The sequence below is a fragment of the Sulfurimonas sp. HSL-1656 genome, from assembly GCF_039645585.1.
GTDB lineage: Bacteria > Campylobacterota > Campylobacteria > Campylobacterales > Sulfurimonadaceae > Thiomicrolovo > Thiomicrolovo subterrani.
Window position 1 is genome coordinate 1,424,379 of sequence record NZ_CP147915.1, and the last position, 24,408, is coordinate 1,448,786.

The 24,408-nt window shown below is 56.9% G+C and carries 27 protein-coding genes; 8 read left to right on the forward strand and 19 right to left on the reverse strand.

The features are described 5' to 3' along the window. Nucleotides 1-6: 6 nt before the first annotated feature. On the reverse strand, nt 7-1,383 hold the full coding sequence (locus tag WCX49_RS07315) for a TolC family outer membrane protein (protein ID WP_345984443.1): 1,377 nt from the start codon (nt 1,381-1,383) through the stop codon (nt 7-9). A gap of 168 nt (nt 1,384-1,551) precedes the next feature. Here WCX49_RS07315 and WCX49_RS07320 point away from each other — a divergent pair, with 168 nt between their 5' ends. Then, complete coding sequence (locus WCX49_RS07320) at nt 1,552-3,492, forward strand: thioredoxin domain-containing protein (RefSeq protein WP_345984444.1); 1,941 nt, start codon at nt 1,552-1,554, stop codon at nt 3,490-3,492. Between the two features lie 32 nt (nt 3,493-3,524). On the opposite strand, the gene WCX49_RS07325 is transcribed toward WCX49_RS07320, so the two are convergent. Genes WCX49_RS07325 through WCX49_RS07340 form a run of 4 tightly spaced genes read right to left on the reverse strand, consistent with a single transcriptional unit; the run spans nt 3,525 to nt 5,837 of the window. Further along, entirely contained in the window at nt 3,525-4,106 is a 582-nt protein-coding gene (locus WCX49_RS07325) for a hypothetical protein (RefSeq protein ID WP_345984445.1), read from the reverse strand. Continuing rightward, on the reverse strand, nt 4,093-4,662 hold the full coding sequence (locus WCX49_RS07330) for a hypothetical protein (RefSeq protein ID WP_345984446.1): 570 nt from the start codon (nt 4,660-4,662) through the stop codon (nt 4,093-4,095). Before WCX49_RS07330 ends, WCX49_RS07325 begins: the two co-directional genes overlap by 14 nt. A 19-nt stretch (nt 4,663-4,681) precedes the next feature. After that, nucleotides 4,682-5,236, reverse strand: coding sequence for a hypothetical protein (locus WCX49_RS07335; protein ID WP_345984447.1), 555 nt, complete (start codon nt 5,234-5,236; stop codon nt 4,682-4,684). A 19-nt stretch (nt 5,237-5,255) separates the two neighbouring features. Beyond that, nucleotides 5,256-5,837 (reverse strand): hypothetical protein, encoded by a 582-nt coding sequence (locus tag WCX49_RS07340; protein WP_345984448.1) that lies wholly within the window; start codon nt 5,835-5,837, stop codon nt 5,256-5,258. Nucleotides 5,838-6,057: 220 nt separating this feature from the next. Between WCX49_RS07340 and ppk2 the strand changes: the two genes are divergently transcribed. Further along, nucleotides 6,058-7,011 carry a polyphosphate kinase 2 gene (gene ppk2, locus WCX49_RS07345; protein WP_345984449.1) on the forward strand — a complete coding sequence of 318 codons (954 nt, stop codon included), beginning with the start codon at nt 6,058-6,060 and terminating at the stop codon, nt 7,009-7,011. On the opposite strand, the gene thrC is transcribed toward ppk2, so the two are convergent. Genes thrC through cutA form a run of 3 tightly spaced genes read right to left on the reverse strand, consistent with a single transcriptional unit; the run spans nt 7,008 to nt 10,369 of the window. Beyond that, nucleotides 7,008-8,477, reverse strand: coding sequence for a threonine synthase (thrC, locus tag WCX49_RS07350; RefSeq protein WP_345986796.1), 1,470 nt, complete (start codon nt 8,475-8,477; stop codon nt 7,008-7,010). The genes ppk2 and thrC overlap by 4 nt on opposite strands. Nucleotides 8,478-8,534: 57 nt before the next feature. After that, nucleotides 8,535-10,007, reverse strand: a complete 1,473-nt coding sequence (locus WCX49_RS07355; RefSeq protein ID WP_345984450.1) for a methylated-DNA--[protein]-cysteine S-methyltransferase — start codon at nt 10,005-10,007, stop codon at nt 8,535-8,537. A gap of 41 nt (nt 10,008-10,048) precedes the next feature. After that, complete coding sequence (gene cutA / locus WCX49_RS07360; protein ID WP_345984451.1) at nt 10,049-10,369, reverse strand: divalent-cation tolerance protein CutA; 321 nt, start codon at nt 10,367-10,369, stop codon at nt 10,049-10,051. Nucleotides 10,370-10,442: 73 nt separating this feature from the next. Here cutA and WCX49_RS07365 point away from each other — a divergent pair, with 73 nt between their 5' ends. Next, nucleotides 10,443-11,174, forward strand: a complete 732-nt coding sequence (locus WCX49_RS07365; protein ID WP_345984452.1) for an NnrU family protein — start codon at nt 10,443-10,445, stop codon at nt 11,172-11,174. Here WCX49_RS07365 and WCX49_RS07370 read toward each other — a convergent pair whose 3' ends face one another. From WCX49_RS07370 to WCX49_RS07395, 6 genes are read right to left on the reverse strand one after another with little or no spacing between them, the layout of a single operon-like run. Next, a complete protein-coding gene (locus tag WCX49_RS07370; protein ID WP_345984453.1) occupies nt 11,175-11,894 on the reverse strand; it encodes an LrgB family protein in 720 nt (239 codons plus the stop codon). It lies immediately after the preceding gene. After that, nucleotides 11,884-12,234 (reverse strand): CidA/LrgA family protein, encoded by a 351-nt coding sequence (locus tag WCX49_RS07375; protein WP_345984454.1) that lies wholly within the window; start codon nt 12,232-12,234, stop codon nt 11,884-11,886. The genes WCX49_RS07370 and WCX49_RS07375 overlap by 11 nt, the downstream gene beginning before the upstream one ends. Before the next feature lie 29 nt (nt 12,235-12,263). Beyond that, nucleotides 12,264-13,115: an acetylglutamate kinase gene (gene argB, locus WCX49_RS07380; protein ID WP_345984455.1), complete on the reverse strand. Its 852-nt coding sequence runs from the start codon at nt 13,113-13,115 to the stop codon at nt 12,264-12,266. Then, on the reverse strand, nt 13,099-14,022 hold the full coding sequence (locus WCX49_RS07385; RefSeq protein WP_345984456.1) for a tetraacyldisaccharide 4'-kinase: 924 nt from the start codon (nt 14,020-14,022) through the stop codon (nt 13,099-13,101). The genes argB and WCX49_RS07385 overlap by 17 nt, the downstream gene beginning before the upstream one ends. Then, on the reverse strand, nt 14,019-15,137 hold the full coding sequence (locus WCX49_RS07390; RefSeq protein ID WP_345984457.1) for a DegT/DnrJ/EryC1/StrS family aminotransferase: 1,119 nt from the start codon (nt 15,135-15,137) through the stop codon (nt 14,019-14,021). Before WCX49_RS07390 ends, WCX49_RS07385 begins: the two co-directional genes overlap by 4 nt. Nucleotides 15,138-15,146: 9 nt before the next feature. Next, nucleotides 15,147-15,947 carry an NAD+ synthase gene (locus WCX49_RS07395; RefSeq protein ID WP_345984458.1) on the reverse strand — a complete coding sequence of 267 codons (801 nt, stop codon included), beginning with the start codon at nt 15,945-15,947 and terminating at the stop codon, nt 15,147-15,149. A gap of 208 nt (nt 15,948-16,155) precedes the next feature. Between WCX49_RS07395 and WCX49_RS07400 the strand changes: the two genes are divergently transcribed. Beyond that, complete coding sequence (locus WCX49_RS07400) at nt 16,156-16,812, forward strand: OB-fold nucleic acid binding domain-containing protein (protein ID WP_345984459.1); 657 nt, start codon at nt 16,156-16,158, stop codon at nt 16,810-16,812. A 165-nt stretch (nt 16,813-16,977) separates the two neighbouring features. On the opposite strand, the gene WCX49_RS07405 is transcribed toward WCX49_RS07400, so the two are convergent. Then, entirely contained in the window at nt 16,978-17,793 is an 816-nt protein-coding gene (locus tag WCX49_RS07405) for a ferritin-like domain-containing protein (RefSeq protein WP_345984460.1), read from the reverse strand. Between the two features lie 25 nt (nt 17,794-17,818). Between WCX49_RS07405 and WCX49_RS07410 the strand changes: the two genes are divergently transcribed. The 4 genes from WCX49_RS07410 to WCX49_RS07425 all read left to right on the forward strand — a co-directional run bounded on the left by WCX49_RS07410 (nt 17,819) and on the right by WCX49_RS07425 (nt 20,753). Next, complete coding sequence (locus WCX49_RS07410; RefSeq protein ID WP_345984461.1) at nt 17,819-18,412, forward strand: MBL fold metallo-hydrolase; 594 nt, start codon at nt 17,819-17,821, stop codon at nt 18,410-18,412. A 386-nt stretch (nt 18,413-18,798) separates the two neighbouring features. Further along, nucleotides 18,799-19,524, forward strand: coding sequence for a tetratricopeptide repeat protein (locus WCX49_RS07415; RefSeq protein ID WP_345984462.1), 726 nt, complete (start codon nt 18,799-18,801; stop codon nt 19,522-19,524). A 93-nt stretch (nt 19,525-19,617) separates the two neighbouring features. After that, nucleotides 19,618-20,541: an HpcH/HpaI aldolase/citrate lyase family protein gene (locus WCX49_RS07420; protein ID WP_345984463.1), complete on the forward strand. Its 924-nt coding sequence runs from the start codon at nt 19,618-19,620 to the stop codon at nt 20,539-20,541. Then, nucleotides 20,538-20,753 (forward strand): hypothetical protein, encoded by a 216-nt coding sequence (locus WCX49_RS07425; RefSeq protein ID WP_345984464.1) that lies wholly within the window; start codon nt 20,538-20,540, stop codon nt 20,751-20,753. Before WCX49_RS07420 ends, WCX49_RS07425 begins: the two co-directional genes overlap by 4 nt. Before the next feature lie 5 nt (nt 20,754-20,758). On the opposite strand, the gene WCX49_RS07430 is transcribed toward WCX49_RS07425, so the two are convergent. The 4 genes from WCX49_RS07430 to WCX49_RS07445 form a co-directional block, all read right to left on the reverse strand. After that, a complete protein-coding gene (locus WCX49_RS07430) occupies nt 20,759-21,373 on the reverse strand; it encodes an arylesterase (RefSeq protein ID WP_345984465.1) in 615 nt (204 codons plus the stop codon). Nucleotides 21,374-21,378: 5 nt separating this feature from the next. After that, nucleotides 21,379-22,401 (reverse strand): tRNA 2-thiouridine(34) synthase MnmA, encoded by a 1,023-nt coding sequence (mnmA, locus tag WCX49_RS07435; protein WP_345984466.1) that lies wholly within the window; start codon nt 22,399-22,401, stop codon nt 21,379-21,381. A gap of 71 nt (nt 22,402-22,472) precedes the next feature. Continuing rightward, complete coding sequence (locus WCX49_RS07440) at nt 22,473-23,741, reverse strand: ArsS family sensor histidine kinase (RefSeq protein WP_345984467.1); 1,269 nt, start codon at nt 23,739-23,741, stop codon at nt 22,473-22,475. Next, on the reverse strand, nt 23,728-24,408 hold the full coding sequence (locus tag WCX49_RS07445) for a response regulator transcription factor (RefSeq protein ID WP_345984468.1): 681 nt from the start codon (nt 24,406-24,408) through the stop codon (nt 23,728-23,730). The genes WCX49_RS07440 and WCX49_RS07445 overlap by 14 nt, the downstream gene beginning before the upstream one ends.

The window sequence follows — 24,408 nt, forward strand, 5'->3', positions numbered from 1 at the left end:
GGACGCCTACTCGGACGCCGGGACCTTCGTTTCTGCCATGGCGTCGCGTTTCAGCGCCAGAATCTCATCGGGTTTCACTTCCGCGACCAGCGGGAGGTTCCCGACGTTCTCAATGACCCGGTACTCGGACAGCTGCTGATCGTACAGCGCAGAGACATAGGCCTTGCGGGAGGTATAGTACTCGTTCTCGACGTCAAGGACGTCCAGCAGGGTACGGCGTCCGAGACGGAACTCCTCGAGATAGGCCTGCAGGGTCTTCTGCGTGAAGTCGCGGTGATCTTTGAGGTATTCAATCTGCTCCGCGATCCGTGTTTTTGCCGCCCAGGAGTAGTTGAGGCGTTCGAACACGAGGCGCTGGTTCTCCATCATTTTTTCCGAAGCGTTGAACGCGGACGCCAGCGCTTTTTTGCGCCCGGCGACATCCGAACCGCCGTTATAGAGGTTCCACGATGCGATCAGCTGAACCGTGAATTCGTTCTCGTCCCCGGAGTTCGTACGCCAAGCGTAATCGCCCGTCCGGTCATTGTTGACATGGGTCTCTTTAACCTCCAGGTCGACGGTCGGGTAGTAGTTCGACGCCGCCTGGCGGTAGGCCGCCTGCGCCGCTTCGATGTTTTTGCGGTTGGCCATCAGGGTCGGGTAACGCAGAAGCGCCGTTTGTTCCGCCGCCGCGATATCCGCCGGCAACAGCGAAGCGTTGATGTCCGCTTCCATCATATCGTCGGGGTTGACCGCCTCGCCGTAGATTCGCTTGAAACTGGTCTGCGCATCTTCATAGTTGTTCATGGCGACCTTGACGTTCGATTCGGCCAGCGCCAGACGTCCGGAGATCTGTTCCATATCCGACTGTGTTCCGGCACCGGCTTCCACGCGCTCTTTGATCATGTCGTAGTAGCGCTGGTGCGTATTGCGGTTCTCAACGGTCAGGGCGAGAAGCTGTTTCTGTTTCAGAACCCCCAGGTAACTTTCGATCATGGAGAGGCCGAGCTGGCTCACCTTTTCCATCAGAGAGTGCTCCGCTGCGAGCAGCCGCGCATCCTGCTGGGCGACGTCGTACATTGTCGAAAAGCCGCGGAAGAGGTTTTCACGCGCCCGGACGAAGGCCTCCGTATGCAGGTAATCATCCTGATCGTTGTTCGGGTCAAGCGATCCGACGGAACCTTCATCATGTTTATAACCGACACTGCCCTGGATATCAACAACCGGAAGATAGTCGGCGAACGCAATCGTTTTGTCCTCTTCCACCGCGCGGTAATCCTCGATACGCTGCCGGACTTCCGGGTTGGTATCAATGACCGTACGATAGGCTTCCTCTACAGTGAGTCCGTAACCGGACGTCGCCAATAAGAAAGGTAGAATCCCCAATATTCCTTTACGTTTCATTGTCAATCCTTTGCACTTGATTTGCCAGTTTTTAAACTGTCCTTATAGGGATTATAGCCCGTTTCAGCCTTATAAGAACATAATGTAATAATTTTTATCTGCGAACCTTCAGGATTAAATAACAGTTTGTATATAATGCCCCACTATCCCAACCAAGAGGGACCGACTATGCCCAATAGACTTGCCAACGAAGACTCCCCCTACCTGCAGCAGCACAAGAACAACCCCGTCGACTGGTACCCCTGGTGCGACGAAGCTTTTGCGCGCGCCCGCGAGGAGAACCGTCCCATTTTCATCTCCATCGGCTACAGCAGCTGCCACTGGTGCCACGTGATGGAGCACGAGGTGTTCGAAGACGAGAGCATTGCCGCGTATCTGAACGAACACTTCATCAGTATCAAGGTCGACCGTGAAGAGCGCCCTGACCTCGACAAGTACTACCAGGAGGTGCACCAGCTGCTCAACCGCCGTGCGGGCGGCTGGCCCGCCTCCATCTTCTGCACCCCTGACAACAAACCCTTCTACGCCGGCACCTACATCCCGCCGACCACCCGGGAGCGCATGCTGGGCTTTACGGAACTCACAGAGATCATCGCCACCAAGGTGGCCGAGGGGGACGAAAAGCTCTTCCAGAACGCCGACGAGATCCAGAACTACCTGAAACCCGAAGCGCGGCCGAAGGAGGCGACGGTCCTGAAGCCCTCCCTGGCCACCGGTTTCGTCAAGCAGGCACTGCACAACTTCGAGAGCGTGAACGGCGGCTTCTCCCATGAGCCGAAATTCCCGCACACCTCGACGCTGAACGCCCTGCTCGACATCGTGCTGCTCCAAAACGATACCGATGCAAAGAAGATGGTGACTCAGACGCTTTCGACAATGCACCGCGGGGGGATGTACGACCTCGTCGACGGCGGATTCTGCCGCTACAGTGTCGACCCGGAGTGGCTGGTGCCGCACTTCGAGAAGATGGCCTACGACAACGGGCTGCTCTGCGAGCTCTATGCCCGGGCCGGGCGGATGCTGGACGATGCGTCCTATACCCGCACGGCCGCGGAGATCGCCGACTTCATGGCAACGAAGATGCAGGAAGACGGTCTCTTCTACTCCGCCAGCGACGCCGACAGCGAGGGCGAGGAAGGCACCTATTTTATCGTGGCGTACGATGTCGCCAGGGCAGCGCTGATCGAGGACGGCTTCGCCGGGGATGACGCCGATGCGACCCTGGAGACCCTCCATGTCACACCGGGCGGCAACTTCGAGGGCAAAAATATCCTCTGGCTCTCCGAGCCCGTCGAACGCCCCGGGTGGTTCGCCGCTGTCCGCGACGTCTTCCTCCGCCTGCGCAAGGAACGCAAATACCCCTTTATCGACCGCAAGGTCCAGACCTCCTGGAACGCGATGATGATCCGCGGCCTTTTCGAACTCGGCAAGATCGACCCAGCCTACAACGAAAAGGCGGTTTCAGCCCTCAAGGCCCTGCAAGCGTTCCTGATGCCGGACGGGATGCTTTACCACACCGCGCTCATTCACAGCACGCCGAAAATAGGCGCTTTCCTGGAGGATTACGCCTACCTGGGGACCGCTTTCGTCAAGGCCTATGAAGCGACCTACGACGAGACCTACCTCATGCAGGCGCAGCAGATGGCCAACCGCGCCCTGGAGACCCTCTACGACAACGGGCGCTGGTACTTCAGCAAGGGCGAGTTCATCACCGACGCCGACCCGACTGACAGTTCCTACCCCGGCTCCGTCGGGGTCATGGTCGACCTGCTGCTGAGCCTCGGCATCCTTGTCGAGGAGAAGTACCGCCATTTTGCCTTCAAAACCCTGGAGTACTACTCGGCGCGCCTGGCGAAGACGCCCATCTACTTCCCCTACCTCTTTAACCAGGCGCTGCGCTACCTCTTCGAGGACCTCGTCGTCAAAGCCGACGCCGAACGGCTGGCATCGGCCGCAGGTAACCTCTCGGCAGTCACCTACCCCTATGTCCACGTCAAAGCAACCGACGACAATAATTATATGCTCTGCGGCGTCCAAAGCTGTTTTGCACAGCTCAAAAACGCCGATGAGATCGCCCCGACCATCAAGGAGAAGTTCTCGGCGTTTTAAATGCGCCCGGGACTTCTTTACTCGGCCGTTCCCTACTGGTACTTTCTCATCAATTCCGAAGCATTAAAGTCACAGTTATCCATAGATGTACCTAGTAAACTGATGCTTTCGCCACTAAGATGATTATTATATTTTTCATATGCAAGAAAACGTTTATCGGTATTAAACTGGATTGGCCTAATTTCTTTGTATAGATTTCTGTATCTTTCGAGCCAATAAGAACGCCCATCAGCTTTCGCATTCAGTCTCCAATACGCTACGCAAGCAGTTGCTCTCTGCATAATAGGTAGATTTTCTTCTGCTCGTGATGGATCGGCATTGGTAAGTTGATATGCACGAGCTGTCTGTATAAAGATCGCACGCTCAATAGGATGATTGTATGTCTTATAAATCCACCGTTCCACGTCATCCCTTACGCCGTCATTGTTGCTGTCGATCCCCAGCAGTGTATTTTTCCCAGCTTCTCCCGGATCGGGCGGAAGTGTATGCCCGTCTATGATTTCAACTCCTCCCGTCGAAGTATCTTTTGTATCGTAGTCCCAACAGCCGGGTAGTGTCAGCAAAAGAATGAAGAATATCAGTAATTTTTGAAATCGCTTTTCAATCTGATTCATTGAAGTATCCCATCAATTCGGAAGCATCAAAATCACACTTTTCTTTTGTTGCAGTAGGCGCCGAAAAAACATCACCATCAAATTCTTCATTATATTTTTCATATGCCATAACACGTTCAGCAGTATTAAATTGTATGCCATTGATTTCATCTTCCAAGCTTCGGTATTCATCTAAACCAAATGTCTCATTTTGATCTTTAGCGTTATATGTCCAATAAAATTCGCAAGATAATGCATCATTTAAATATTTTGTTGTTTCATGAGCTCTACTCGGTTCCATAATGACTTTTTGATATGCTCTCGCATTCTGTATAAAGATCGCCCGTTCAATCGGATGATTGTATGTCTTGTAAATCCACCGCTCCACGTCATCTCTCACCCCGTCATTGTTGCTATCGATCCCCAGAAGTGTTTCTTTCCCGGCTTCTCCCGGATCGGGTGGAAGTGCATGCCCATCTATGATTTCAATCTCAGCTGTCGACACATGTTCTGTATCAGTATTCCAACAGCCGGATAACGACAGTAAGAGAATTATGATTGACAGTGCCTTTTGCATTGACATACCTTTTTTAACATTACTCATCAAGTTGATCTATATCAACATCGCATTTATCGAGAGTTGAGCTACCCGCTGTAAATGTGTGTCCACCAAGGCTTTCCTGATATTTGAAATAAGCGTCGACTCTAACATCTGTATTAAACGCTCTATCTTTAAAGTCGGCATCATAAATTTTGTATGCAATATTTTCTGGCTTATATTTTTTTGTATAGTAAAACTTACAACTACCTGACTTATGCATGCTTTCAAATGTTTTATTCTCCCATGCATGCTCAGGGTCTACCAAAATTTCCTGCACGGCCCGCCCATACTGCAACGCTATGGCACGCTCTTTTGCAGCATGTTCATAGCCGTTGAAACGATGGTAAATGTATCGCTCAAGATCGTCTCGCACTCCGTCGTTGTTGCTGTCGATCCCCAGAAGCGTCTCTTTCCCGGCTTCCCCCGGATCGGGCGGAAGCGTATGCCCGTCTATGATCTCAACTTCACCTGTCGAAGTATCTTTTGTATCGTAGTTCCAACAGCCGGATAACGACAGTAAGAAAATTATGATTGGCAGTGCCTTTTGCATTGACATACCTTTTTTTGCATTACTCATCAAGTTTCTCAATATCAATATCGCACTTATCCACACTTTTTTTCCTTCCTGGGAAAGTGTGTCCACTCAATGACGAGTTAAAAGTAAAATAAGCTTTTAAACGTTGTTCTGTATTAAACACATGATCTTCAAATTCTTCATCAAATAAAGGATTTTGTTTTCTAAAATTGAGAAAATCGGAAAAGCTCTTTCCTTTTGTTCTCATCCTATAAAAATACCATTGACAGTCATGAGCTTTTTCCAGATAGTGAGATGTCCCATTCTCATAACCATGTTCAGGATCAACAAGTATATTCTGAACGGCTCTGCCATACTGCAATGCAATCGCGATCTTCGTTTTCGGATACTCTTCTTTGGAAAAGCGGTGGTATATATAGCGCTCCACATCATCCCTGACTCCGTCATCGTTACAGTCGATCCCCAGAAGCGTCACCTTCCCGGCTTCCCCCGGATCGGGCGGAAGCGTATGTCCGTTGATGATTTCAACTTCACCTGTTGATGTGCCCTTTGTATCAGAGTTCCAACAGCCGGATATAAGAAACAGAAGCATAAAAATAAATATTGGCTTCGTCATGAGAATCCATTGATATTAATAGTGTTTTAATGTTTTAACATATTGATATTAAAGTTTTGTTAATTCTATCTGCTCCTCTTGGTAGATACCCGTCGGAATCATTCCATTGTCAGTGCATCGAAATGGGAAATCACAAAAGCGGCGATCTCTGCATTTTTGAGGTGCACCCGGACATCCTACCGCCGCCATATCCGTGCTATAATCAGCCAAAGGAGCATGTATGGGCACAAAGCACGATATGCTGGGCACGGAACTGGAAACGGGCGAGATCCTCAAGGAGATCGTCCATGACGACCGCAGGATCGAAAGCGCCGAGGCGTTCGAGCGGGAACGGCGTGAGCACAACAAGAACGGCAAGAAGCGGGTCGCCGTCTGGATCCGCAAGAGCGTGATCGACTACGAGGATGAGCTCAAGCAGCTGCAGATCGAACTACTGAAACTGCAGAAACATGTCAAGGAGCAGGGACTGAAACTGCTGCTTATCTTCGAAGGGCGCGACGCCGCCGGCAAGGGCGGGACGATCAAGCGCATCACCGAACACCTCAACCCCCGCGGCGCGCGCGTCGTGGCGCTCAACAAACCCTCGGACGTTGAGAAGACGCAGTGGTATTTCCAGCGCTACGTCGAGCACCTCCCCAGTGCGGGCGAGATCGTCCTGTTCGACCGCAGCTGGTACAACCGCGCCGGGGTCGAACCCGTCATGGGGTTCTGTACCCAGGACGAGCACCAGGAGTTCCTGCACGAAGTCCCCCAGTTCGAGAAGATGCTCGTCAATGCGGGCATCATCGTTATCAAGTTCTACTTCTCCGTCTCGAAAAAAGAGCAGGCGAAGCGCTTCAAGGAGCGCGAACGCAACCCACTAAAGCACTACAAGCTCTCCCCCATCGACCTGCGTTCGCAGGAGCTGTGGGACAAATACACCATCGCCGAATACTCCATGTTTATGGCCTCGCACACCGAACACGCCCCCTGGACGGTCATTCATGCGGACAAGAAGAAAAAAGCGCGGCTCAACTGCATCAAATACATTCTGAAACAGCTCGATTATCATGACAGGGTGGAGAAGAAAAAGTTGAAGACGGACGGTGAAACGCTCTATTCTGCAGATAGGATGATCGCCGCGTTCGACAGCAGCGTCGCCCTACAGCCCGAAAAGGCTGACAAAGGGGATTAGATAAAGTTCAGGATCTCCGCTTCGATCTGCTCTTTTTCGATGATGGTATCCTGGACGACCGGCTTGTCGAAGAGGGCCTTGATCATGTCGGGAATACCAATATTCGCTTCGGCGGCAATCGCGTTCAGGGCGTCGATGTCGTGCGTATCGATCTCGCCGGTGAGCGCGTTGGCGATCGTCGGGGAGAACTTCGTCCACTCGGCCGTGGAGTAGGCGATGGTTTTGAGTTCTTTCGTCGCGCAGCTCTCGTAGGCTTTGAAACAGGTCGCTGTATGCGGATCCATGAGATAGCCGTTTTCCAGCGCGATCTTGATGAACTGCTTGCCCTCGTCGCCCGTCGCAAAGTCCGCCGCGAAGAACTCCTGCAGCTTGGAGAGCTCCATCGTGCAAAGCTCGTAGTAGTGCTCGTTGTCAAGCTGCTCCATCAGCGCCTTCGTGCGCGTTTCGCCGAAGAGATCGTACAGGATGCGCTCGACGTTGGAGGATTTGAGGATATCCATCGCCGGCGACGTCGTGGCGACGACGTGGGCGTCGCGCAGGTCGTATTTGCCCGTCGTAATGAGGCGTGTCAGGACGTTGTTCTCGTTGGAAGCGATGATGATCTTCTCGACCGGCAGCCCCATCTTCATGGCGTAGTAGCCGCCCAGGGCGTTACCGAAGTTGCCGCTCGGCACATCCAGGTAGACCTTCTCGCCCATCGTGATGGCACCCTGGCGCACCAGCTCGAGGTAGCTGTGAATGTGGTAGATGATCTGGAAGATGATCCGGCCGAAGTTGACGGAGTTCGCCGCGGAGAGGGAGGTGTTTTTCTCCTTCAGTGCCGCTTTGAAGGTGTCGGAGCCGAGCAGGCGCTTGAGGGCACCCTGGGCATCGTCGAAGCTCCCCCTGATGCCGATCACTTTGAGGTTTTCAGCATCCTCGGTCACCATCTGCAGGCGCTGAACGTCACTGGTACCGCCGTCGGGGTACATACACGCGACCTTGACGTTGGCGCGGTTTTTGAACGTTTCCAGCGCCGCCGGTCCCGTATCGCCGCTCGTCGCTGCAAGAATCAGGTAGTTCTCGTTTCTGGCCTGCGCAATGGAAGAGAGCACGACGCCGAAGGGCTGCAGCGCCATGTCTTTGAAGGCGCGGGTCGGGCCGTGGTAGAGTTCGCTGACATAGAGGTCCTCTTTGACCTTGACGACCGGGACGGGGTTGGAAGGGTCGTCAAAAGCGTCGTAGAGCGCAAGCGCCTCGTCGATGACCGCTTCGTCGATGTCGATCCCGAAACGCGTGAGCATATCCTTTGCCATCGTCTTGTAACTGCTGCCCAGGTGCTTTTGCAAGAAGGTCTCGCCCAGCTCCGGAAGCGCTTCGGGGACGTACAGCCCGCCGAAAGAGGCGATCGGGCTCAAAATCGCCTGGGAGAAGGTTACTTTTAAAGGATGGGTTCCGTCATTTCCACGTGTCTCGATAAACTGCATCATCTTCGCTTTGAAAAAATTTTTCGCAATTATAGCGAAGCGGGAGTTAGAGGCGCCCTAAACGAAACGGTAGCGTTTTTCGGCAAAATCGACGACCCTGCCCCTGCGTACCTGAACCCCTTCCGAAGCCAGCAGTGCGATCTTGCCCCGGACACCGCCCTCGCCCGAATAGCTGCCGACACGGCCATCACTGCGGACCACACGGTGGCACGGAACCTCCGGAGCATACGGATTGCAGCCCACGGCCGTACCGACGGCGCGGACCGCATTTGTGCCCAGATAAGCCGCCAGGTCCCCGTAGGTCGTCACCTTCCCTTTCGGGATGCGCTTCAGCGCCTCCCAGACCGACTGCTGGAATGGGGTGCCCTGCATTCGGGGCTCGCTTGTACCTCTCACAGTCTGCGTGTCGTTCCTTCCGGCCGTCCACTGCCCGATCCGGAACACGACGAACTCGGCCGGCCGCACCGCTGCGGCACCGATTTCGACAACCAGCCGCCCGTTATCGACATCATCCTGTGTCATCGTCGTCCGGTCGCACCGGACAAAAAAAGCCTCCTCCGGCTTGACACCTCTCAACGCTCCTTTGCGCCACTCTGCGTAAAGAAAGTTTGAGACGGCCCCTTCTACCTGCGACCAGAGCGGTTCGCCGTTGGGTTCGAACACGGCCCACCGGGTGCCTTTATCAATGGACTCCTCCAGGTAGAAGAGGAAGCGGCGGACATTGACATACTTCCACTCCGAACCCGGCGGGGCGATGGTCCGTGCACCCCACACCAGGATACCCCGTCCGGGGAAACTGAGGATGCAATTGATCCCTTCCGGGTTCAGCAGGGCCTGCTCATTCTGGGTAATGCCCCGCTCCAGAGCTGCGGCCCCGTTAACAAGCGCATTCGCCGGTGCCTTGAAGACGCCGCGTTTCCCATCAATCCTGGCGTAGATCCCTGCGACGGCACCGCTGGGCGGCACCGGTTTTGTCTCCGTGACCGGGTTCCCGTCACTGTCAACCGTTTCAACCCCCATGACAATCCACGGGTAGTAGAGTGCACCGATCCCCTTCTCTGACCCGAGACGGCTTTTCTGGGCCCTTACCGTCGCGACGTCCGCCCCCGCAATGCTGTCTAAAATACAGAAGCGATCCCCCGCCGCTTCGCAGTGGGCGATCACTGCCGACTGCACCTCGTAGGTGCTCGCACCGGGGATGCAGACAATGCCCACTTCATCAACCTGTTCCAGTGCCGTCAGTCCAGAACACAGGCTGTTATGATCTTCGACATTGACAACATAGCAGCGCTGCCCGCCGTTGGCAAAAAAACTCTGCAATGCCGGTGCAAGCCAGGGGGTGTCGTCGCTGTAGCGGCCGTACGTATCCGTAAACTCCCGCCAGGAGGTTATCAGCACGGCAGCGCCGCGTCTGTTCGGCAGCGCTGCAACGCCGACAAACCCTGCCGTAGCGGTCGACACCCCTGCGATAGGGCTTGCCCCCGTCGCCATCGCTTCCACGTAGATCCCGGGGGAATTCAGTGTTGCCACGGCATGCTCCTAGTGTGCCGGTGCCGAAACGGGGAGCCGTTTCACTTCACACTCGCCTGAAGCCACGCCAGGTAACTGTCGTTCCCCGCGACGATGGGGGCAGCGATGATCTCGGGGACGTCGTACGGGTGCAGCGCCTCGATACGCGTTTTGAGACTCTCGAAGGCGGCTGCGGTCGTCTTGATGATAAGTAGCATCTCTTCGTCCTCGCAGTATTCGCCTTTGAAAATGTAGTGCGACATCACGGCAGGGAGGCGGTTGACGCAGGCGCAGAGCTGCTCCTTTACCACGGCTTCGGCAATGTCTTTGGCGCTGAGTTCGTCGGGGCACGTACAGTAAACGATGATCGATTCGGTTTTCATGATTTCATTATAGCGTTTATCGCAAAGACGGCCTGCGCAGAAAAAGAACAGCTATCATAAAATATAATACATTATGCAACAGATTCTTCTCTTTATCTACGCCCTCTTCGCCTACCTGTCGGCGATGGTCTCCGTCTCGCTGCTGATCCTCTGGGTCTACCCCTGGTCGTTTATGCCGCTCACCATCGACAGCGGCAGCGGCGGCAGTTTCGCGTTGGTCATCAACCTGGCACTAATCGGCCTTTTCGGCCTGCAGCACTCCGTCATGGCCCGTCCCGCCGTAAAAAAGGCACTTTTCGGTTCCCTGCCCGTTGCCTTCCGCACCTCGACCTATACCGTCCTCTCGGCGCTCTGCCTGCTGCTGATCATTTTCTTGTGGCAACCGATGACGGGCAGCCTGTACGCGTTCGAAACCGGGCCGCTCTTCTGGACGGCGACGCTGCTCTACGTCCTGGGATGGAGCATGGCCTTCGTCGCGACTTTCCAGATCGACCACTTCGAGCTCTTCGGGCTTCACCAGGGGTACCGGGCACTGCGGGGGATTCCGGAACCCGAAGTGCGTTTTCAGAAAAAGGGATTTTATAAGTACGTGCGCCATCCCATCCAGACCGGCACCGTAATCGGGCTCTGGGCCACGCCGGTGATGAGCACGGGGCATCTGCTCTTTGCTTCGGGGATGACACTCTATATTCTTATCGGACTGGTCTTCGAGGAGAAAGACCTCGTCAAAACGCTGGGAGAGGCCTACCGGCGCTACCGCGAAGAGGTGCCTATGCTGCTGCCTTTTTGGAAAAAACGCGCCTGATCAGCGCCACCCCATCCATTCAAACAGGGGCGGCAGCATCAGGGCCGTCAGGAAAGCGGCCAGCGCCATCGCCAGCCCTGCAAAGGCGCCGCTGACGGGGTGGACCTCGAAGGCCCGCGCCGTTCCGACACCGTGGGCCGTCACCCCCATCGCCGTTCCCACCGCGCTCTCATCCGTGACGCCTGCCGCTTTGAGCACGCGCAGTCCGATAACCGCCCCCGTAATCCCCGTAAAGACAACGAAGGCCGCCGTCATCGCCGGAATGCCGCCGAGCACTTCGCTGATACCCATGGCCACCGGGGTCGTCACCGATTTCGGCGCCAGGGAGAGCAGCGTTGTGCGGTCAAGCCCAAGGACATAACCTATCGCCACGGCGCTGAAGGCCCCGGTCAGGACGCCGACGGCCAGTGACACCGTCACGGGGAACCAGATGGCGCGCAGCCGGGCCATCTGCCGGTAAAGCGGGACGGCAAGGGCCACCGTCGCGGGCCCCAGCAGGAAATGCAGGAACTGCGCCCCGGCAAAGTAGGCGTCATAGGAGGTATGGCTCAGCTCCAGCAGGACGATCAACGCGACGATGGAGACGGCCACGGGGTTCAGCAGGGCCGCGCTGCCGCTTTTGAGAAAGAGTCTCTGCGCGCCCAGGTAGATGAGAATGGTCAGCGTCAGCCACCACAGCGGCGAGGCGGAAAGGTAGACCCAGAAGCTGTCAAACGCCATCCGAATGCTCCGTTTTCTGACGCCGCAGCAGCCACTGCATCGTCCACCCCGTCACCACCAGCGTGATCACGGCACTGGCGAGCAGCGTCACCCCCAGTTTCAGCCAGATACCGCCCAGGGCATCGAAGTACACCATCACCCCGACCCCGGCGGGCACAAACAGGAGGGCAAGGTATTTGAGCAGCCCGTCGGCGGTCAGATCAAGATCGTGGGAGGAGCGGCCCCGGTAACGGAGCCAGAGAAAGAGCAGCAGCATCCCGAGCACGGGGCCGGGCAGCGGCCAGCCCGAGAGCCGCACCAGCGCCTCGCCGCAAAGCTGGCAGAAAAGCAGGAGAGCCATGCCGTTGAGCATCGTATCGCCCCTGATGCCTAGAGGGTAATCTGCGTACCGATACCCTCTTCGGTAAAGAGTTCGAGCAGGATCGCGTGTTCGATCCGTCCGTCGATGATGTGGGCTTTCTGAACGCCGCGTTCGATCGCCTCGATACAGGCGTCAACCTTCGGCACCATGCCGCCGTGGATCGTTTTGTCGGCTTTGAGCGCCTCGACCTTCTCCTCGGTCAATGAGGAGAGCAGCTTGCCCTCGGCGTCAAGCACGCCCGGGGTGTCTGTCATAAAGACGACCTTCTTCGCCCCGATGGCCCCGGCGATCTTGGAGGCCGCCAGGTCGGCGTTGATGTTGTAACCCGGGTGGCCGGTTTCGCCGTCGGAAGCGATCGGCGCGATGACGGGGATGAACTTCTCGTCGATCAGGCGGTGAATGACGTCGGCCTTGACATGCTCGATCACCCCGGTAAGCCCCCATTTTCCGGCATCTTTGGGCTGAGCACGCAGGAACTGCGCGTCTTTGCCGTTTACGCCGAACGCGCTGGCACCGTGGGAGTTGAGCAGCGCGACGATCTCGTTGTTAACCTCGCCGCACAGTACCATCTCGACAATGCGCATCACTTCCGGGGTCGTGACGCGCTGCCCGTCGATAAACTCGGTGGGGATGTCCAGTTTGGAGAGCATCTCGTTAATGCGCGGTCCCCCGCCGTGAACGATAACAGGACGGATCCCGACAAGGTACATCAGCAGCACGTCTTTGGCGAATTTCGCCTTGAGCGTTTCGGAAGTCTGTGCCGCCCCGCCGTACTTGATGACGACGATCTGGTTTCTGAACTCCTTGATGAACGGCAGCGCCTCCAGGAGGGTCTTGACGGTATCAATCTTTGTTTTCATCGTATGTCCTGATGTAGTGTTCCACTCCCGCCACCAGCGCGTCGTCCAGCTCCAGACGGAGTTCCATCAGCGCGAGCGGCAGGTCAAAGTGGCGAATTTTAACGTAATCTTTATAAGTAACGAGCAAGGCGTCCGCACCGTACTTTTCGAGAATGGCGGCCAGTTCATCGCGGGTGAAAAAATAGTGGTCGGGAAAGGTTTCCCTGGCGACCACGTCGGGCAGAAACGGCTCAAGCCGCTCGGGCCGCGCGATGGCCGTCACCAGTACCATCTTCGCTGCGGCGTCCCTGATCGTGACGCGGCGCGTGAAATCCTCCCCCTCGCGGACAAGCCGTGCCTTTTTCCCCGGCCAGAGCCGCTCGCGGAAGGGGCCGGCGGGGAGGCAGAAACCGTTGGCGGGCGTAACCTCGATGACGATGTCATACTTCGCGATAAAGTGTTTGCCGTAGCCGTCGTCGAGAAAGACACTTTCGCACCCCATCGCTTTTGCTTTCGCAATGCCCGCTTCACGGTCTTCGCTGACGATGACGACGGCATGGGGCAGCTGCAGGGCATAGAGCATCGCCTCGTCGCCGCTGCACGCCACGTCGCACAGAACGCTTGTTCCGTCGGCGACGACCTGCAGGCCGCTGCTTTGGCGCCCGTAGCCGCGCAGGACGACGGCGGGGTGCTTATGGCGCTGCGCCAGTGCCACGGTTAAAGGGGTTTTGCCGCTGCCGCCGACGGTCAGGTTCCCGATGCTGATGACGGGGAGTCCCTGCTTTCTCGGGACACTGTTTTGAAAACGGCGGAACATGATGAAACAGTATAGGGCACCGAGGGGCCAGAGGGCGTAGGCGAGCAGACGCTGAAAGAGCGAGGGGGCGTAGAAAAAGCGCTCCCCCCAGGCGGCGAGGCGGGGATTCACACGCGGTTTTTCGCCAGGTCGATGACCGCGTCGCAGACGAAATCGACCTCTTTGTCCGTGATGGAGCCGAAGATCGGCAGGGAGAGGACCTGCTGGTAGTTGCGCAGCGCGACCGGGAAGTCGTTGATGCGCAGGTTGTATTTGTTCTTGTAGTACGCCATCAGGTGCAGCGGGATGTAGTGCAGCCCCGTCTCGATCCCTTTGGCCAGAAGATCGCGGGCGAAGCCGTCGCGGTTCTTGTCGATCTTGATGATGTAGTTGCTGAAGGCGTGGTCCCCGTGGATCTCCGGCGGGGTGATGTGATAGACCCCCTTGAGCCGTTCGCTGTAACGCGCCGCCACCTCTTTCTGGCGGGCGATCACCTTGTCCTGGTGGGAGATAAAGGCGTCGTTGAAGGCCGCCTCGATCGGGCTCATCGTGTATTTGCTCCCGATGTCGACGACGTCGTAGATGTAGCTCAAGCCCTCTTCGTCGCGCACCATGGCGTGGTTGCGCAGCAGGGTCGCGCGCTCCATCATATCGGCGTCGTCGGTCACGAGCATCCCGCCGTTGCTGATGGTCTGCTTCATATGCGGACTGAAGCTGAAACAGGTGATGTCCGCGCCCGTCGAGCCGATCTTTTTCCCCTTGTAGGTCGCGCCGAGCGCGTCCGAAGCGTCTTCGACGATCTTGACGTTGTAGATTTTGGCGATGTTATAGAGCCGGTCAAGGTCCATCGGCTGTCCCGCGATGTGCGAGACGATGACGGCCTTGAGCTTCTTGGCGCTGTTGGCCTCGAGGTAGCGCTCGAGCTTGTCGATGTCCATATTCATCGTCCACTCGTTGACGTCGATAAAGATCGGTTCGGCGTCAAAGTGGCGTACGACTTCCGGCACGGCCGGGAAGGCGTTGACGGAACAGAGTACCTTGTCCCCGCGTTTGAGGTCGATGGCCAGCATCGCCAGGTGCAGGGCCGCCGTGCCGTGCGATGTCGCCAGCGCATAGCCGCAGCCGATATAGTTCTCAAAATTCGCTTCGAGATCCTCCACGGCGAATTCGGCATCGCCCTGCAGTACCTGCTCGACCTTGTTACGTTCCTTGGGTCCGATCTCCGGCCGGTAAAACGGTACTTTCATCCTCTTCTCCTATAAAGTGATATCGCGTGGATAGTTAAAATCATGGTTGATCGTCCGCGACGTCAGTTTCGCGATGACGGGCATTTTGCGCTTGAACTGGTTGCGGTAGATCCGTGTCAGGATCAGCTCCACCAGTGCCGCGTCGCACCCCTCGTCGATCAGCTCAGCCTTGCTGGCACGCTCTTCGACGTAGCGCCGCAGCACCGCGTCGATCTGCGCGTAGCTGTAGCCCAGCTCCGCTTCGTCGCTCTGGCCCGCCCAGAGGTCCGCCGAAGGGGGTTTGCTGACAATACTCTCCGGGACTTCCAGGTGGCGCGCCAGTTCGAAGACCTCCGTTTTGTAGAGGTCGCCGATGGGGTTGATGGCGCTGGCCAGGTCCCCGAACAGCGTCCCGTACCCCAGCATCAGTTCGCTCTTGTTGCTGGTGCCGAGCACCAGCGCGCTCTCCCGCGCCGAGATGTCAAAGAGCGTCGCCATCCGCATCCGCGCCGAAAAATTCCCGACGCGGAGGTTGTCCATCGCCTCGTGCTCGTACGCTTTGAGCATCGGCGCGATGCTGTGGGTCTCCGCACGGATGCCGAAACGTTCACAGAGCTCGTCGGCGTCATCGAGGCTGCTCTGCGACGAATAGTGCGACGGCATTTTCACGCAGAGCAGGCGCTCACCGAAGGCACGCTGCGCCAGGACGGCGACCACGGCGGAGTCGATCCCGCCGCTGAGCCCCACGACGACCCGGTTCAGACCGGTCTTCTCGACTTCGTCAACAAGGAACTTCGTCAAAAAGTCGCTGATCATTGCGTATTTGCCCATCCGCGGCTCCTTGTCATCTTTTTTCTGCTTCCCTTGCGTATCCCGCTATAAAGGATTTTATTTAGAGAAGCCTTAACAATTAAAATTATATCAAATTTTCCTTCGCAAACGATAATCATTACAATCCAGAACTTTTTTCTCCCGTTTTCCCGATCGTTGTATAAGCATCTGATATGATGCAAAGACCAAAACAGCGAGGAGAATCCGAATGAAGACATTATTCATTCTTATAATGACAGTGTACGGCCTCTGGGCGGCCGGGCCGAATACGCCCGTGCAGCATACGGCGCGGGTCGTCGAAACGATGGATGCCGGCGGCTATACCTACATGAAGGTTTCCGAAGGCAGTGCCCCCTACTGGGTCGCGGTAACGGCGACGAAAGTCGGTGTCGGTGACAACGTCTCTTTCACGGAACAGATGTGGATGCCCAACTTCAAAAGCCGCGCCCTCGGCCGTACCTTCGACAAGATCCTGTTCGCCTCCATGGCGCCGGGTGCCGCCGCGCCCGTCGAACGCGTCCAGCCCCAAAACGCTCCCAAAGTGCGTCTGGAAAAAGCCGCCGGCGGTTACACCGTTGCGGAAGTCTTTACCAAACGCCAGGCACTCAAAGGCAAAAGCGTCAAGGTGCGCGGCAAGGTCACCAAGATCTCCAGACAGATCATGAAACGCAACTGGGTCCACCTCGAAGACGGCAGCGGAGACACCATGACGGACGATCTGGTCTTCACGGCCGAAAGTGTTGCGAACATTAACGAAGGCGATATCGTGATAGCGACGGGAAAAGTCGAGACGGATAAGGATTTCGGGTACGGTTACTTCTACCCGGTCATTGTCGAAGAGAGTTCGTTTGAAAAAGAGCGCTGATCAGCGCTCTTTTACGCCCCCGGAGCGAATCAGCACCGAGGCGCCGAAAATGACCAGTGCCGCCAATGCGACGACGGTCTGGGTCTGCGCGAAGAAAGCGTAATCCATTTATTCCCCTTTTGTTACCTTTATGTAACCCTATTGTAACAAATTGACTTTCTTTCGTCAACAGAGTTTTTCCGTACTCATACGGTTGAGTTCGCTGCAGCTGAAACCCGCTGCTTTACGGGCGTCGACATTGAGGTACTTCTGCCGCGGGTAACTGCCCGGGCAGCACCGCTCGACGATCTCGAAATAGACCGACTTCTCCACCCCGGCCGCTTCGCAGGCGTAATCGAACCAGCGGTCCCCCTTTCGGACATGGTCCACCTCCTCTTCCAGGATCACTTTCAGTGCTTCGACGATCCGGCCGATCATGGGATCCTTTTTGATCGGTGTCAGTTTCTCGAGGATCTGCGGCGTCGCATCCAGACCGTTCGCCTCGAAATAGCGCGGGACCACCGCCATGCGTTCAAGCAGGGTCACCGTTTTCTGTCCGGCCTCGAAGAGCCCCGCATGCACCGGCAGGGCACCGTAACGGCTCTCCAGCGCTTCAAGCAGCGTATGCAGCATCTCGAAATGGCGGCACTCGTCGTCGGCGACCTCGAGCCAGTCGTCGTAGAACGCTTTCGGCATTCCCGTGAAACGGTAGGCGTGGTCCAGGGCCAGGTCGATCGCACTGTATTCGATATGGGTAATGGCGTGCAGCAGCAGGACCTTCCCCTCGTCGGTGACGGGGCTTTTGCGCTTGGGGACATCCTGCGGCGGGACGATCTCGCAGACGGAGGCGAAGGAGGGTTCGCCGAACAGCTCCGGAGTGAATGCCGTTTCGAAAACAGTTTCCCCCGTCTTGTATGCGGCATAGAAGGCACGGAACGCCGCCAGTTTCGCCGCCGGTTCCGCGGTCTGGATGATCGATTGTAGGGTGGTGTGAAATAGCATGTATAATTCTACCAAAGGAAAGCGTATGCAGATCAAGAAAAAACCCATGGGGCCCTACCAGACCAACTGTTACATCGTGACGGAGAACGGCAGCGACATCATTATCGATCCCGGCGTGGGCGCCGTGGAGTGGGTCAAGGCCAACGTAACGAACCCCGTCGCCATCCTCAACACCCACGGCCATTTCGACCATGTCTGGAGCAACCAGGAGCTCAAAGAGTACTTTAACATCCCCCTGTACACCCCCAAAGGCGACGTGATGCTGCTGCAGAAAAGCGGCTGGATGCCCGACCTGCCGCCCTCCTACCCCGACATCGAGGTCGAAGGGGACCAGACCTTCGAGATCGGCGGCATCGAAGTGACCTTCCGCCACTTCCCCGGCCACTGCCCCGGCTGCTCCATGATCGAGATCGGCGATGCTGTCTTCAGCGGGGATTTCATTTTCCAGAACTCCATCGGCCGCGTCGACTTCCCGTACTCTTCGCCCGCAGATATGAAAAAGAGCCTCCAGAAGTTCCTCCGGCTCGATTACGACAAGAAAGTCTACCCCGGCCACGGCGGAGCGACGACGATCAAAGCCGAACAGCGCAACGTCCCCTACTGGCTCAAAGCGATCTGAGCCTTTGTGACGTGGCAGGTTATCCCATACCTGTCAATCATCCGCAGCCACCCGTCCCGATTCCCCCCTTTTTAAAACCACCGACTACACAGCCATAAACCCCTCTTCATTCCTCGCGGACACTACGGCTGCATGATGCAACGGATCAAGCAGCCGTTCATCAAATTTAACCCGCTTGCTTTGCCGCCGGGATCGTCCGTGATCGGGCAGTAAACACTGAAGTTTCCTGTGAATTTTGATACAGATTGAGCGCTCCAAACTGATAATTCAGGTCATAAAAACCCCCTAAAACAGGAGCAAAGAGCGGATAAAGCCTGCTTCGCTACCATGCGGCGGCTCATTGCCTCTATCAACATTCTTTTATCACTATCCAAAGGATCCAAATTATGAAAAAAACCATCCTATTGCTGCTGGCAACCGTGCCGATGTTCGGCGACGCTTTCAACGAAGGTCAGTTCGCCTACGACAAGGGTAATTACCGCAAGGCCGCCATCCAGTGGGACAAAGCCTGCAACCTCGGCGAGGAAACCGCCTGCTACAATCTCGGGATCATGTACTACAACGGCCAGGGTATCGGCCAGGATTATGCCAAAGCCGCCGGCTTCTACAAGAAAGCATGCGACGCAGGGAGTGCGCTGGGGTGTACAGACCTCGGCCGCATGTACGAGCACGGCCGCGGCATTGCCAAGAATGAATCCCGTGCCGTCACGCTCTTCCGCAAAGCGTGCGATGATCACGAAACAGCGGGATGCTTCAACCTCGGCAATATGCTCAGCGACGGCCGGGGCGCGAAGCAGGACTATGCACAGGCCGCCAAATCCTTCGAAGCCTCCTGTGACGCCGGGAATGCCCATGCGTGTACGAACACCGGCAACCTCTACAGTTCCGGCAAGGGCGTCAAGCGCGATGCGGCTGCAGCATTCAGGTACTTCAAAATAGCCTGCGACGGCGGCAGCGCCAGCGGGTGTTACAACCTTGGAAGCATGTACACGCTCGGCGAAGGCACGAAGCGCAATGATGCGGCAGCGGCGCTGCTATACGGCAAGGCTTGCGACGGCGGCTCGACGCTCGGCTGTAAATACTACAACAAATTGAAACAGGCGGGGCTCTGATTTTCATCTCTTAATACGGTAGTTTGCGGTAGCATAGTCACAATACAAAGGAGATCGTAATGGAAATGGGCACCGTGAAGTTCCCGCAGCTTGATGACGGCAAAACGCGCTACCCCGTCCCCTGTCGGCCCCATGCGGAGTGAGCCCTTCCATCCTGCCGAATTGGGTGGCACCCTCTTCGTCCCGGCGACCCATCCCGGTCTCGCCGCCGTGCTCAGCGGTGAGAAATATCCGCAGCTGCGCAGTTGCGTCATCGATCTTGAAGACGGTATAGACGCCGCCGACCGCCCCGGGGCACTCCGGCAACTCCGCACCCTCCTGCCGCAGCTTGCGGATACCGCCCTGTTCCGTTTTCTCCGCCCCTCCTCGCCGCAGATGCTCGCCGAGCTGTTGCGGCTGGAAGGAGTCGAACGGATCGACGGCTTCGTCCTGCCGAAATTCGGCACCGAAAATGCGGAGGCATGGCTGACGCTTCTGGACGATAACGCATTCGCATTCATGCCCTCCATCGAAGGCGATGATCTCTTTTCGCAGGCAAGGCTACATGCCCTCGCCGAACGACTCCAGCCCTATTCTGATCGTATCCCGACGCTGCGTTTCGGGCTGGAGGATATGCTGCGCCAGTTGGGGATGCAGCGTGACTGCGAAACGCCGCTTTACGAACTCGTTGCCCCGGCACAGGTGATCGCCACGCTGATTACTGTCTTCAAACCACGCGGTTTTAACCTCTGCGGCGGCGTCTACAAATGTTTCCGGGATGCGGATGGGTTTGCAAAAGAGCTCGAAGCGGATCTGAAACAGGGGCTCTTCGGAAAGACGATCATCCACCCTTCACAGATCGAGGCCGTGGAACGGGCCTACCGGGTCGATGCCGTGCAACTGGAACAGGCGGAACGCATCGTTTCCGCGTCATGCAATGTTTCAAACTTTCGTGGTATGATGGTGGAGAAACCGACGCAGCTGCCCTGGGCGCAGATGATTCTGCGGCGCGCAGCGCTCTACGGAGTAAACGCATGACCAAGTTTGTCCACAACGCCCCGTCGCAGGATGAAGTCTATTCTTTCAATATGCAGGTCTCCCACAGCGAGAACTACACGACCTACCGCATTCCCCTGGGGGCGACGTCCGAAGGACAGAAAGAGCGGCTCTCACGCCGCTACGGCATTCCCGTGCGGATCCTTGAAGACGAGCGCGAACTCGTCATCAAGATCATGAACGAAGTCGGGTAAGAGGCCTATTCGACATACCCCAGGGAGTGCAGGCGTTCCGCGACCCTTTCTGCGATGACACGGTACCCCGCCGCATTGGGGTGGACATAGTCTCCTCTGAGCCCCCTGTCCGCCAGTACGTCCGGCAGCAGTGAAGGCAGATAGGCGATCTTCTCCTCTTCGGCAATCTCCTGATAGAGCGGCAGCGACGTCATGCCGAATACCCCGAACGTCGGAACACCGATCAATACGACGTCGATTCCCTTCGTTTTTGCCATCTGCACGATACGTTTGAGATTGGCTTTGAGACGTGTTTTGGAGCGCTGCTGCAGAATATCGTTCCCGCCCAGGCAGAGCAGCACCAACCGGATGTTCTCCTCTTCCAGCGCTGCAGGGAAGCGTACCGCGCCCTCCTCTGTCGTCTCGCCGTTCACCCCGGCATTGATCACCGGGATACCGGTCAGCGTCTGCAGGACCGCGGGGTAGCTTTCACCGGGTTTTGCGCCGTATCCGTAGGTGATACTGTCGCCGAAAGCGAGCATCTTTTCGCCGGATTGCAGGGGGGTCATCTTTGTATCTGATTTCAAGAGATAGAGTGCGGTCACCAGCAGCACAAGGATGAGGGCAAAAACCTTGACCATCGCTGCTACTCGATCCAGCCTCCGCCGATCAGTTTGTCACCGTCGTAGAAGACGGCGGCCTGTCCGGCTGCGACGCCCAGGACAGGCTCCTGCAGCTTGATCCGTGCCTTCTCCCCTTCGATCGTGACGTGGCACGGGACGGCTTTCGTGCGGTAACGCAGTTTGACCGTCGTATCGAATTCGCTGCGCTCGTCGAAGAGGTTGATATTGCCGATGGTGACGTCCCATATCTCCAGATCCTCTTTTTTGCCGACGACGATCTGGTTCGTCTCGGGCTTGATCTCGAGCACGAAGTGCGGTTCATGCGCACCGTGAACGGTAAAGCCTTTACGTTTTCCGATGGTGTAGTGCATATACCCTTTATGCTCCCCGACGACGTTACCCTCGCTGTCAAGTACCTCGCCCGGCTGATCGATGTTCACGTAATCCTTGAGCACGTCGGCATAGGTCGTCTCAACAAAACAGATCTCGCTGGACTCCGCCTGTGACGCGAAAGACTCCAACCCTTCGACGGCGGCGGCATAGGCCTTGATATCCGTCTTTTTGCGCTCGCCCAGCGGGAAAATGAGGCGCGGCAGGATCTTCTTGTCGACGTAGAAAAGGAAGTAGCTCTGGTCTTTGGTGTCGTCTTCGGCCTGGTAGAGGAAGCGGCCGTCGGTCTTGATATAGTGGCCCGTCGCCAGGTAGTCCGCGCCGACCTCGTCGGCGAAATCCGCCAGGGCACCGAATTTCATCGTCCGGTTGCACAGGGCACAGGGGTTGGGCGTACGGCCCGCTTTGTAGGTCTCGACAAAGGGGGTAAAGACGTTCTGGTTGAACTGCTCCTGCAGGTCGAGGACATGCAGTTTCACCCCGGCGAAATCGGCCGCTTTCTGGGCGCGTGCCTGGTGGATCTCATGGTAGCCCGGTTTGGAGTGCAGCTTCATGTACACCCCTTCGACCTCGTATCCCTGTTCCTTGAGCAGCATGGTCGTCACTGTCGAATCCACCCCGCCGCTCATCCCGATAAGCACTTTTTTCTTTTCCATTGCCCTTCCAGCATTTTTTCGCAATTGTAACAGCAATGTGATAATTAAACCTAATATTTTCTTCCCAAACGCTAGGTTTCAGGCAACCGCTCCGTACCGGGGTCATTATCAAAACAAATCTTGAAGATGTGCTGCCCCTCTTCGTAGAGGTAGCGCAGCGCATAGCCGTGACGCGTCACGATCTCGTTAACGATGTAGAGCCCCAGCCCCATCCCCTCCAGGGAGTGCTGGGAGAGGTCGCGCTGGTACGCTTTTAGGTAGTGGGTATACTCCTCCTTGAACGGCTCACCGGCATTGGCGATCCGCAGACAGCCCCCTTCAAAGTCGATGGTGACCGGCCGCTGCGACGCGTACTTCACCGCGTTGTCGATCAGGTTTTTCAGGGCATAGGCAAAGAGGTCGAAATCGACCATAATCTTTTCGCTGCCGACGGCGATCTCCAGCTCCGATCGCGGCACCCCCAGAAGGTCGATCGCCTGGTCCAGGACATCGACGCAGGCGTAGGAGCGGATGTCGAGCTGCAGGTGGCGGGCCGTCAGCGACTCCACCCGGGCCAGGTCGCTCAGGTGTCCCTGCATCTGTTCGAAAAGCTCCTCGAGGATCGCTTTGTCCTTGGGCGCGATCTCCAGGAGGTGTGCCAGCAGCTTCCCTTTGCTGATCGGGGTTTTGAGTTCGTGCATGACGTTGCGCAGGAAGAGCGAACGGCTGCGCTGCAGGGCCTCGATCTTCTGGACGCTGTCGTGGAAGGCGTTGGCCACCTGCGCCACCTCGTCGCTCCCCTCGACCTTCGTGTCGATCCCCTTCTCCCCGTCGGCAAAGCGGAGGATCTGCCGGTGCAGGTGCTGCAGCGGTTCGATGGAGCCCGACATATAGCGGTAGAGCAGAATGACCGTGATCAGGACGATGGCGGCCGCAACGAGGATGTAGAGCATATAGGGCTTCATCTCCTTGTCGCTGCGGTAGTAATACATGTCGTGCATCTTGTAGGCGTAGTAGCAGTGCATGTCGTAGACGAAGATTTCGATGTTGCCCGACTGGAAAGTACGGCGCAGCAGCGGGTCCTCGATGAAGGGTTTACCCTCTTCGCGGATCCGCTTCATCACCTCCCCGCCGACGGGGGTGAGCTGGTGCTCTTTAAGGTAGCGCGCGAAAGCTTCGGGCGTCGGCTTGGTCATAAAAAGCAGGTCGTAGAGCATGACGGCGCGCTGGATCTCGTTGCGTTTGTCGAGCTGGATGGAGAGGTAGAGCGCCATCAGGGTGGCCGCGATCAGCAGCAGGGCCGTAATGGCACCGACCAGGCGCGCGGCAAAGATGATCGAACGGGGGTTAATGTTCGTCAAACCGGTAGCCTATACCGCGCACGGTCTGGATAAAGGTGTCAAAATGCCCCGGGTCGAGCTTTTTACGGATGCGCCCGACAAGGATATTGATGCTCTCGACCCCGCTGTCGAAACGGTGCGACTCGATACTGTTGGCGATATCGGCACGGGAGATGGTGCGGTTGGGGTGCTTCAGCATCAGTTTCAGGATCTCGTACTCCGCCAGGGTCAGTTTCAGCGGCTCGCCGTCAAAGTAGATGAGCGTCGCCTCTTCGTCGATGCGGAAACGGCTCTGGGTCTCCTCCGGCTCCGTCTCGCTCCACCCCCGGCGCCGCAGCACGGTCTTGATCCGCGCCATCAGTTCGCGCGGGTCGTAGGGTTTTGGGAGGTAGTCGTCCGCCCCGTTCTCCAGCCCCGTCAGCTTGTCGTCGAGGTCGGTGCGCGCACTGGAGATGATGATGGGCACATCGGAGTGCTCACGGATCTTGCGGCAGAGCATCAGCCCGTCCATCTCCGGCAGGGAGAGGTCAAGGACCACGAGGTCGAACGGTGCTTCTTCCAGCGCCTTCATCGCGCGGGAGGGACGCGTCACATGTTCGACCGACACCCCCTCCTGGCGCAGAAAACGCCCCAGCAGTTCCGCCATTTGGACATCATCTTCGATCAAAAGCAAGCGGGTCGCGTCCAC

What these genes read in the sequence shown, in the direction of transcription:
- WCX49_RS07330 (WP_345984446.1), bottom strand. Translation starts at nt 4,662, where the DNA reads ATGCAAAAGGCACTGTCAATCATAATTCTCTTACTGTCGTTATCCGGC.
- mnmA (WP_345984466.1), bottom strand. Translation starts at nt 22,401, where the DNA reads ATGGAAAAGAAAAAAGTGCTTATCGGGATGAGCGGCGGGGTGGATTCG.
- cutA (WP_345984451.1), bottom strand. Translation starts at nt 10,369, where the DNA reads ATGAAAACCGAATCGATCATCGTTTACTGTACGTGCCCCGACGAACTC.
- WCX49_RS07425 (WP_345984464.1), top strand. Translation starts at nt 20,538, where the DNA reads ATGACCAAGTTTGTCCACAACGCCCCGTCGCAGGATGAAGTCTATTCT.
- WCX49_RS07375 (WP_345984454.1), bottom strand. Translation starts at nt 12,234, where the DNA reads ATGGCTCTCCTGCTTTTCTGCCAGCTTTGCGGCGAGGCGCTGGTGCGG.
- WCX49_RS07400 (WP_345984459.1), top strand. Translation starts at nt 16,156, where the DNA reads ATGAAGACATTATTCATTCTTATAATGACAGTGTACGGCCTCTGGGCG.
- thrC (WP_345986796.1), bottom strand. Translation starts at nt 8,477, where the DNA reads ATGCAGTTTATCGAGACACGTGGAAATGACGGAACCCATCCTTTAAAA.
- WCX49_RS07320 (WP_345984444.1), top strand. Translation starts at nt 1,552, where the DNA reads ATGCCCAATAGACTTGCCAACGAAGACTCCCCCTACCTGCAGCAGCAC.
- WCX49_RS07315 (WP_345984443.1), bottom strand. Translation starts at nt 1,383, where the DNA reads ATGAAACGTAAAGGAATATTGGGGATTCTACCTTTCTTATTGGCGACG.
- WCX49_RS07420 (WP_345984463.1), top strand. Translation starts at nt 19,618, where the DNA reads ATGACGGCAAAACGCGCTACCCCGTCCCCTGTCGGCCCCATGCGGAGT.
- WCX49_RS07415 (WP_345984462.1), top strand. Translation starts at nt 18,799, where the DNA reads ATGAAAAAAACCATCCTATTGCTGCTGGCAACCGTGCCGATGTTCGGC.
- WCX49_RS07405 (WP_345984460.1), bottom strand. Translation starts at nt 17,793, where the DNA reads ATGCTATTTCACACCACCCTACAATCGATCATCCAGACCGCGGAACCG.
- WCX49_RS07370 (WP_345984453.1), bottom strand. Translation starts at nt 11,894, where the DNA reads ATGGCGTTTGACAGCTTCTGGGTCTACCTTTCCGCCTCGCCGCTGTGG.
- WCX49_RS07340 (WP_345984448.1), bottom strand. Translation starts at nt 5,837, where the DNA reads ATGACGAAGCCAATATTTATTTTTATGCTTCTGTTTCTTATATCCGGC.
- argB (WP_345984455.1), bottom strand. Translation starts at nt 13,115, where the DNA reads ATGAAAACAAAGATTGATACCGTCAAGACCCTCCTGGAGGCGCTGCCG.
- WCX49_RS07395 (WP_345984458.1), bottom strand. Translation starts at nt 15,947, where the DNA reads ATGGGCAAATACGCAATGATCAGCGACTTTTTGACGAAGTTCCTTGTT.
- WCX49_RS07430 (WP_345984465.1), bottom strand. Translation starts at nt 21,373, where the DNA reads ATGGTCAAGGTTTTTGCCCTCATCCTTGTGCTGCTGGTGACCGCACTC.
- ppk2 (WP_345984449.1), top strand. Translation starts at nt 6,058, where the DNA reads ATGGGCACAAAGCACGATATGCTGGGCACGGAACTGGAAACGGGCGAG.
- WCX49_RS07325 (WP_345984445.1), bottom strand. Translation starts at nt 4,106, where the DNA reads ATGAATCAGATTGAAAAGCGATTTCAAAAATTACTGATATTCTTCATT.
- WCX49_RS07390 (WP_345984457.1), bottom strand. Translation starts at nt 15,137, where the DNA reads ATGAAAGTACCGTTTTACCGGCCGGAGATCGGACCCAAGGAACGTAAC.
- WCX49_RS07410 (WP_345984461.1), top strand. Translation starts at nt 17,819, where the DNA reads ATGCAGATCAAGAAAAAACCCATGGGGCCCTACCAGACCAACTGTTAC.
- WCX49_RS07335 (WP_345984447.1), bottom strand. Translation starts at nt 5,236, where the DNA reads ATGCAAAAGGCACTGCCAATCATAATTTTCTTACTGTCGTTATCCGGC.
- WCX49_RS07365 (WP_345984452.1), top strand. Translation starts at nt 10,443, where the DNA reads ATGCAACAGATTCTTCTCTTTATCTACGCCCTCTTCGCCTACCTGTCG.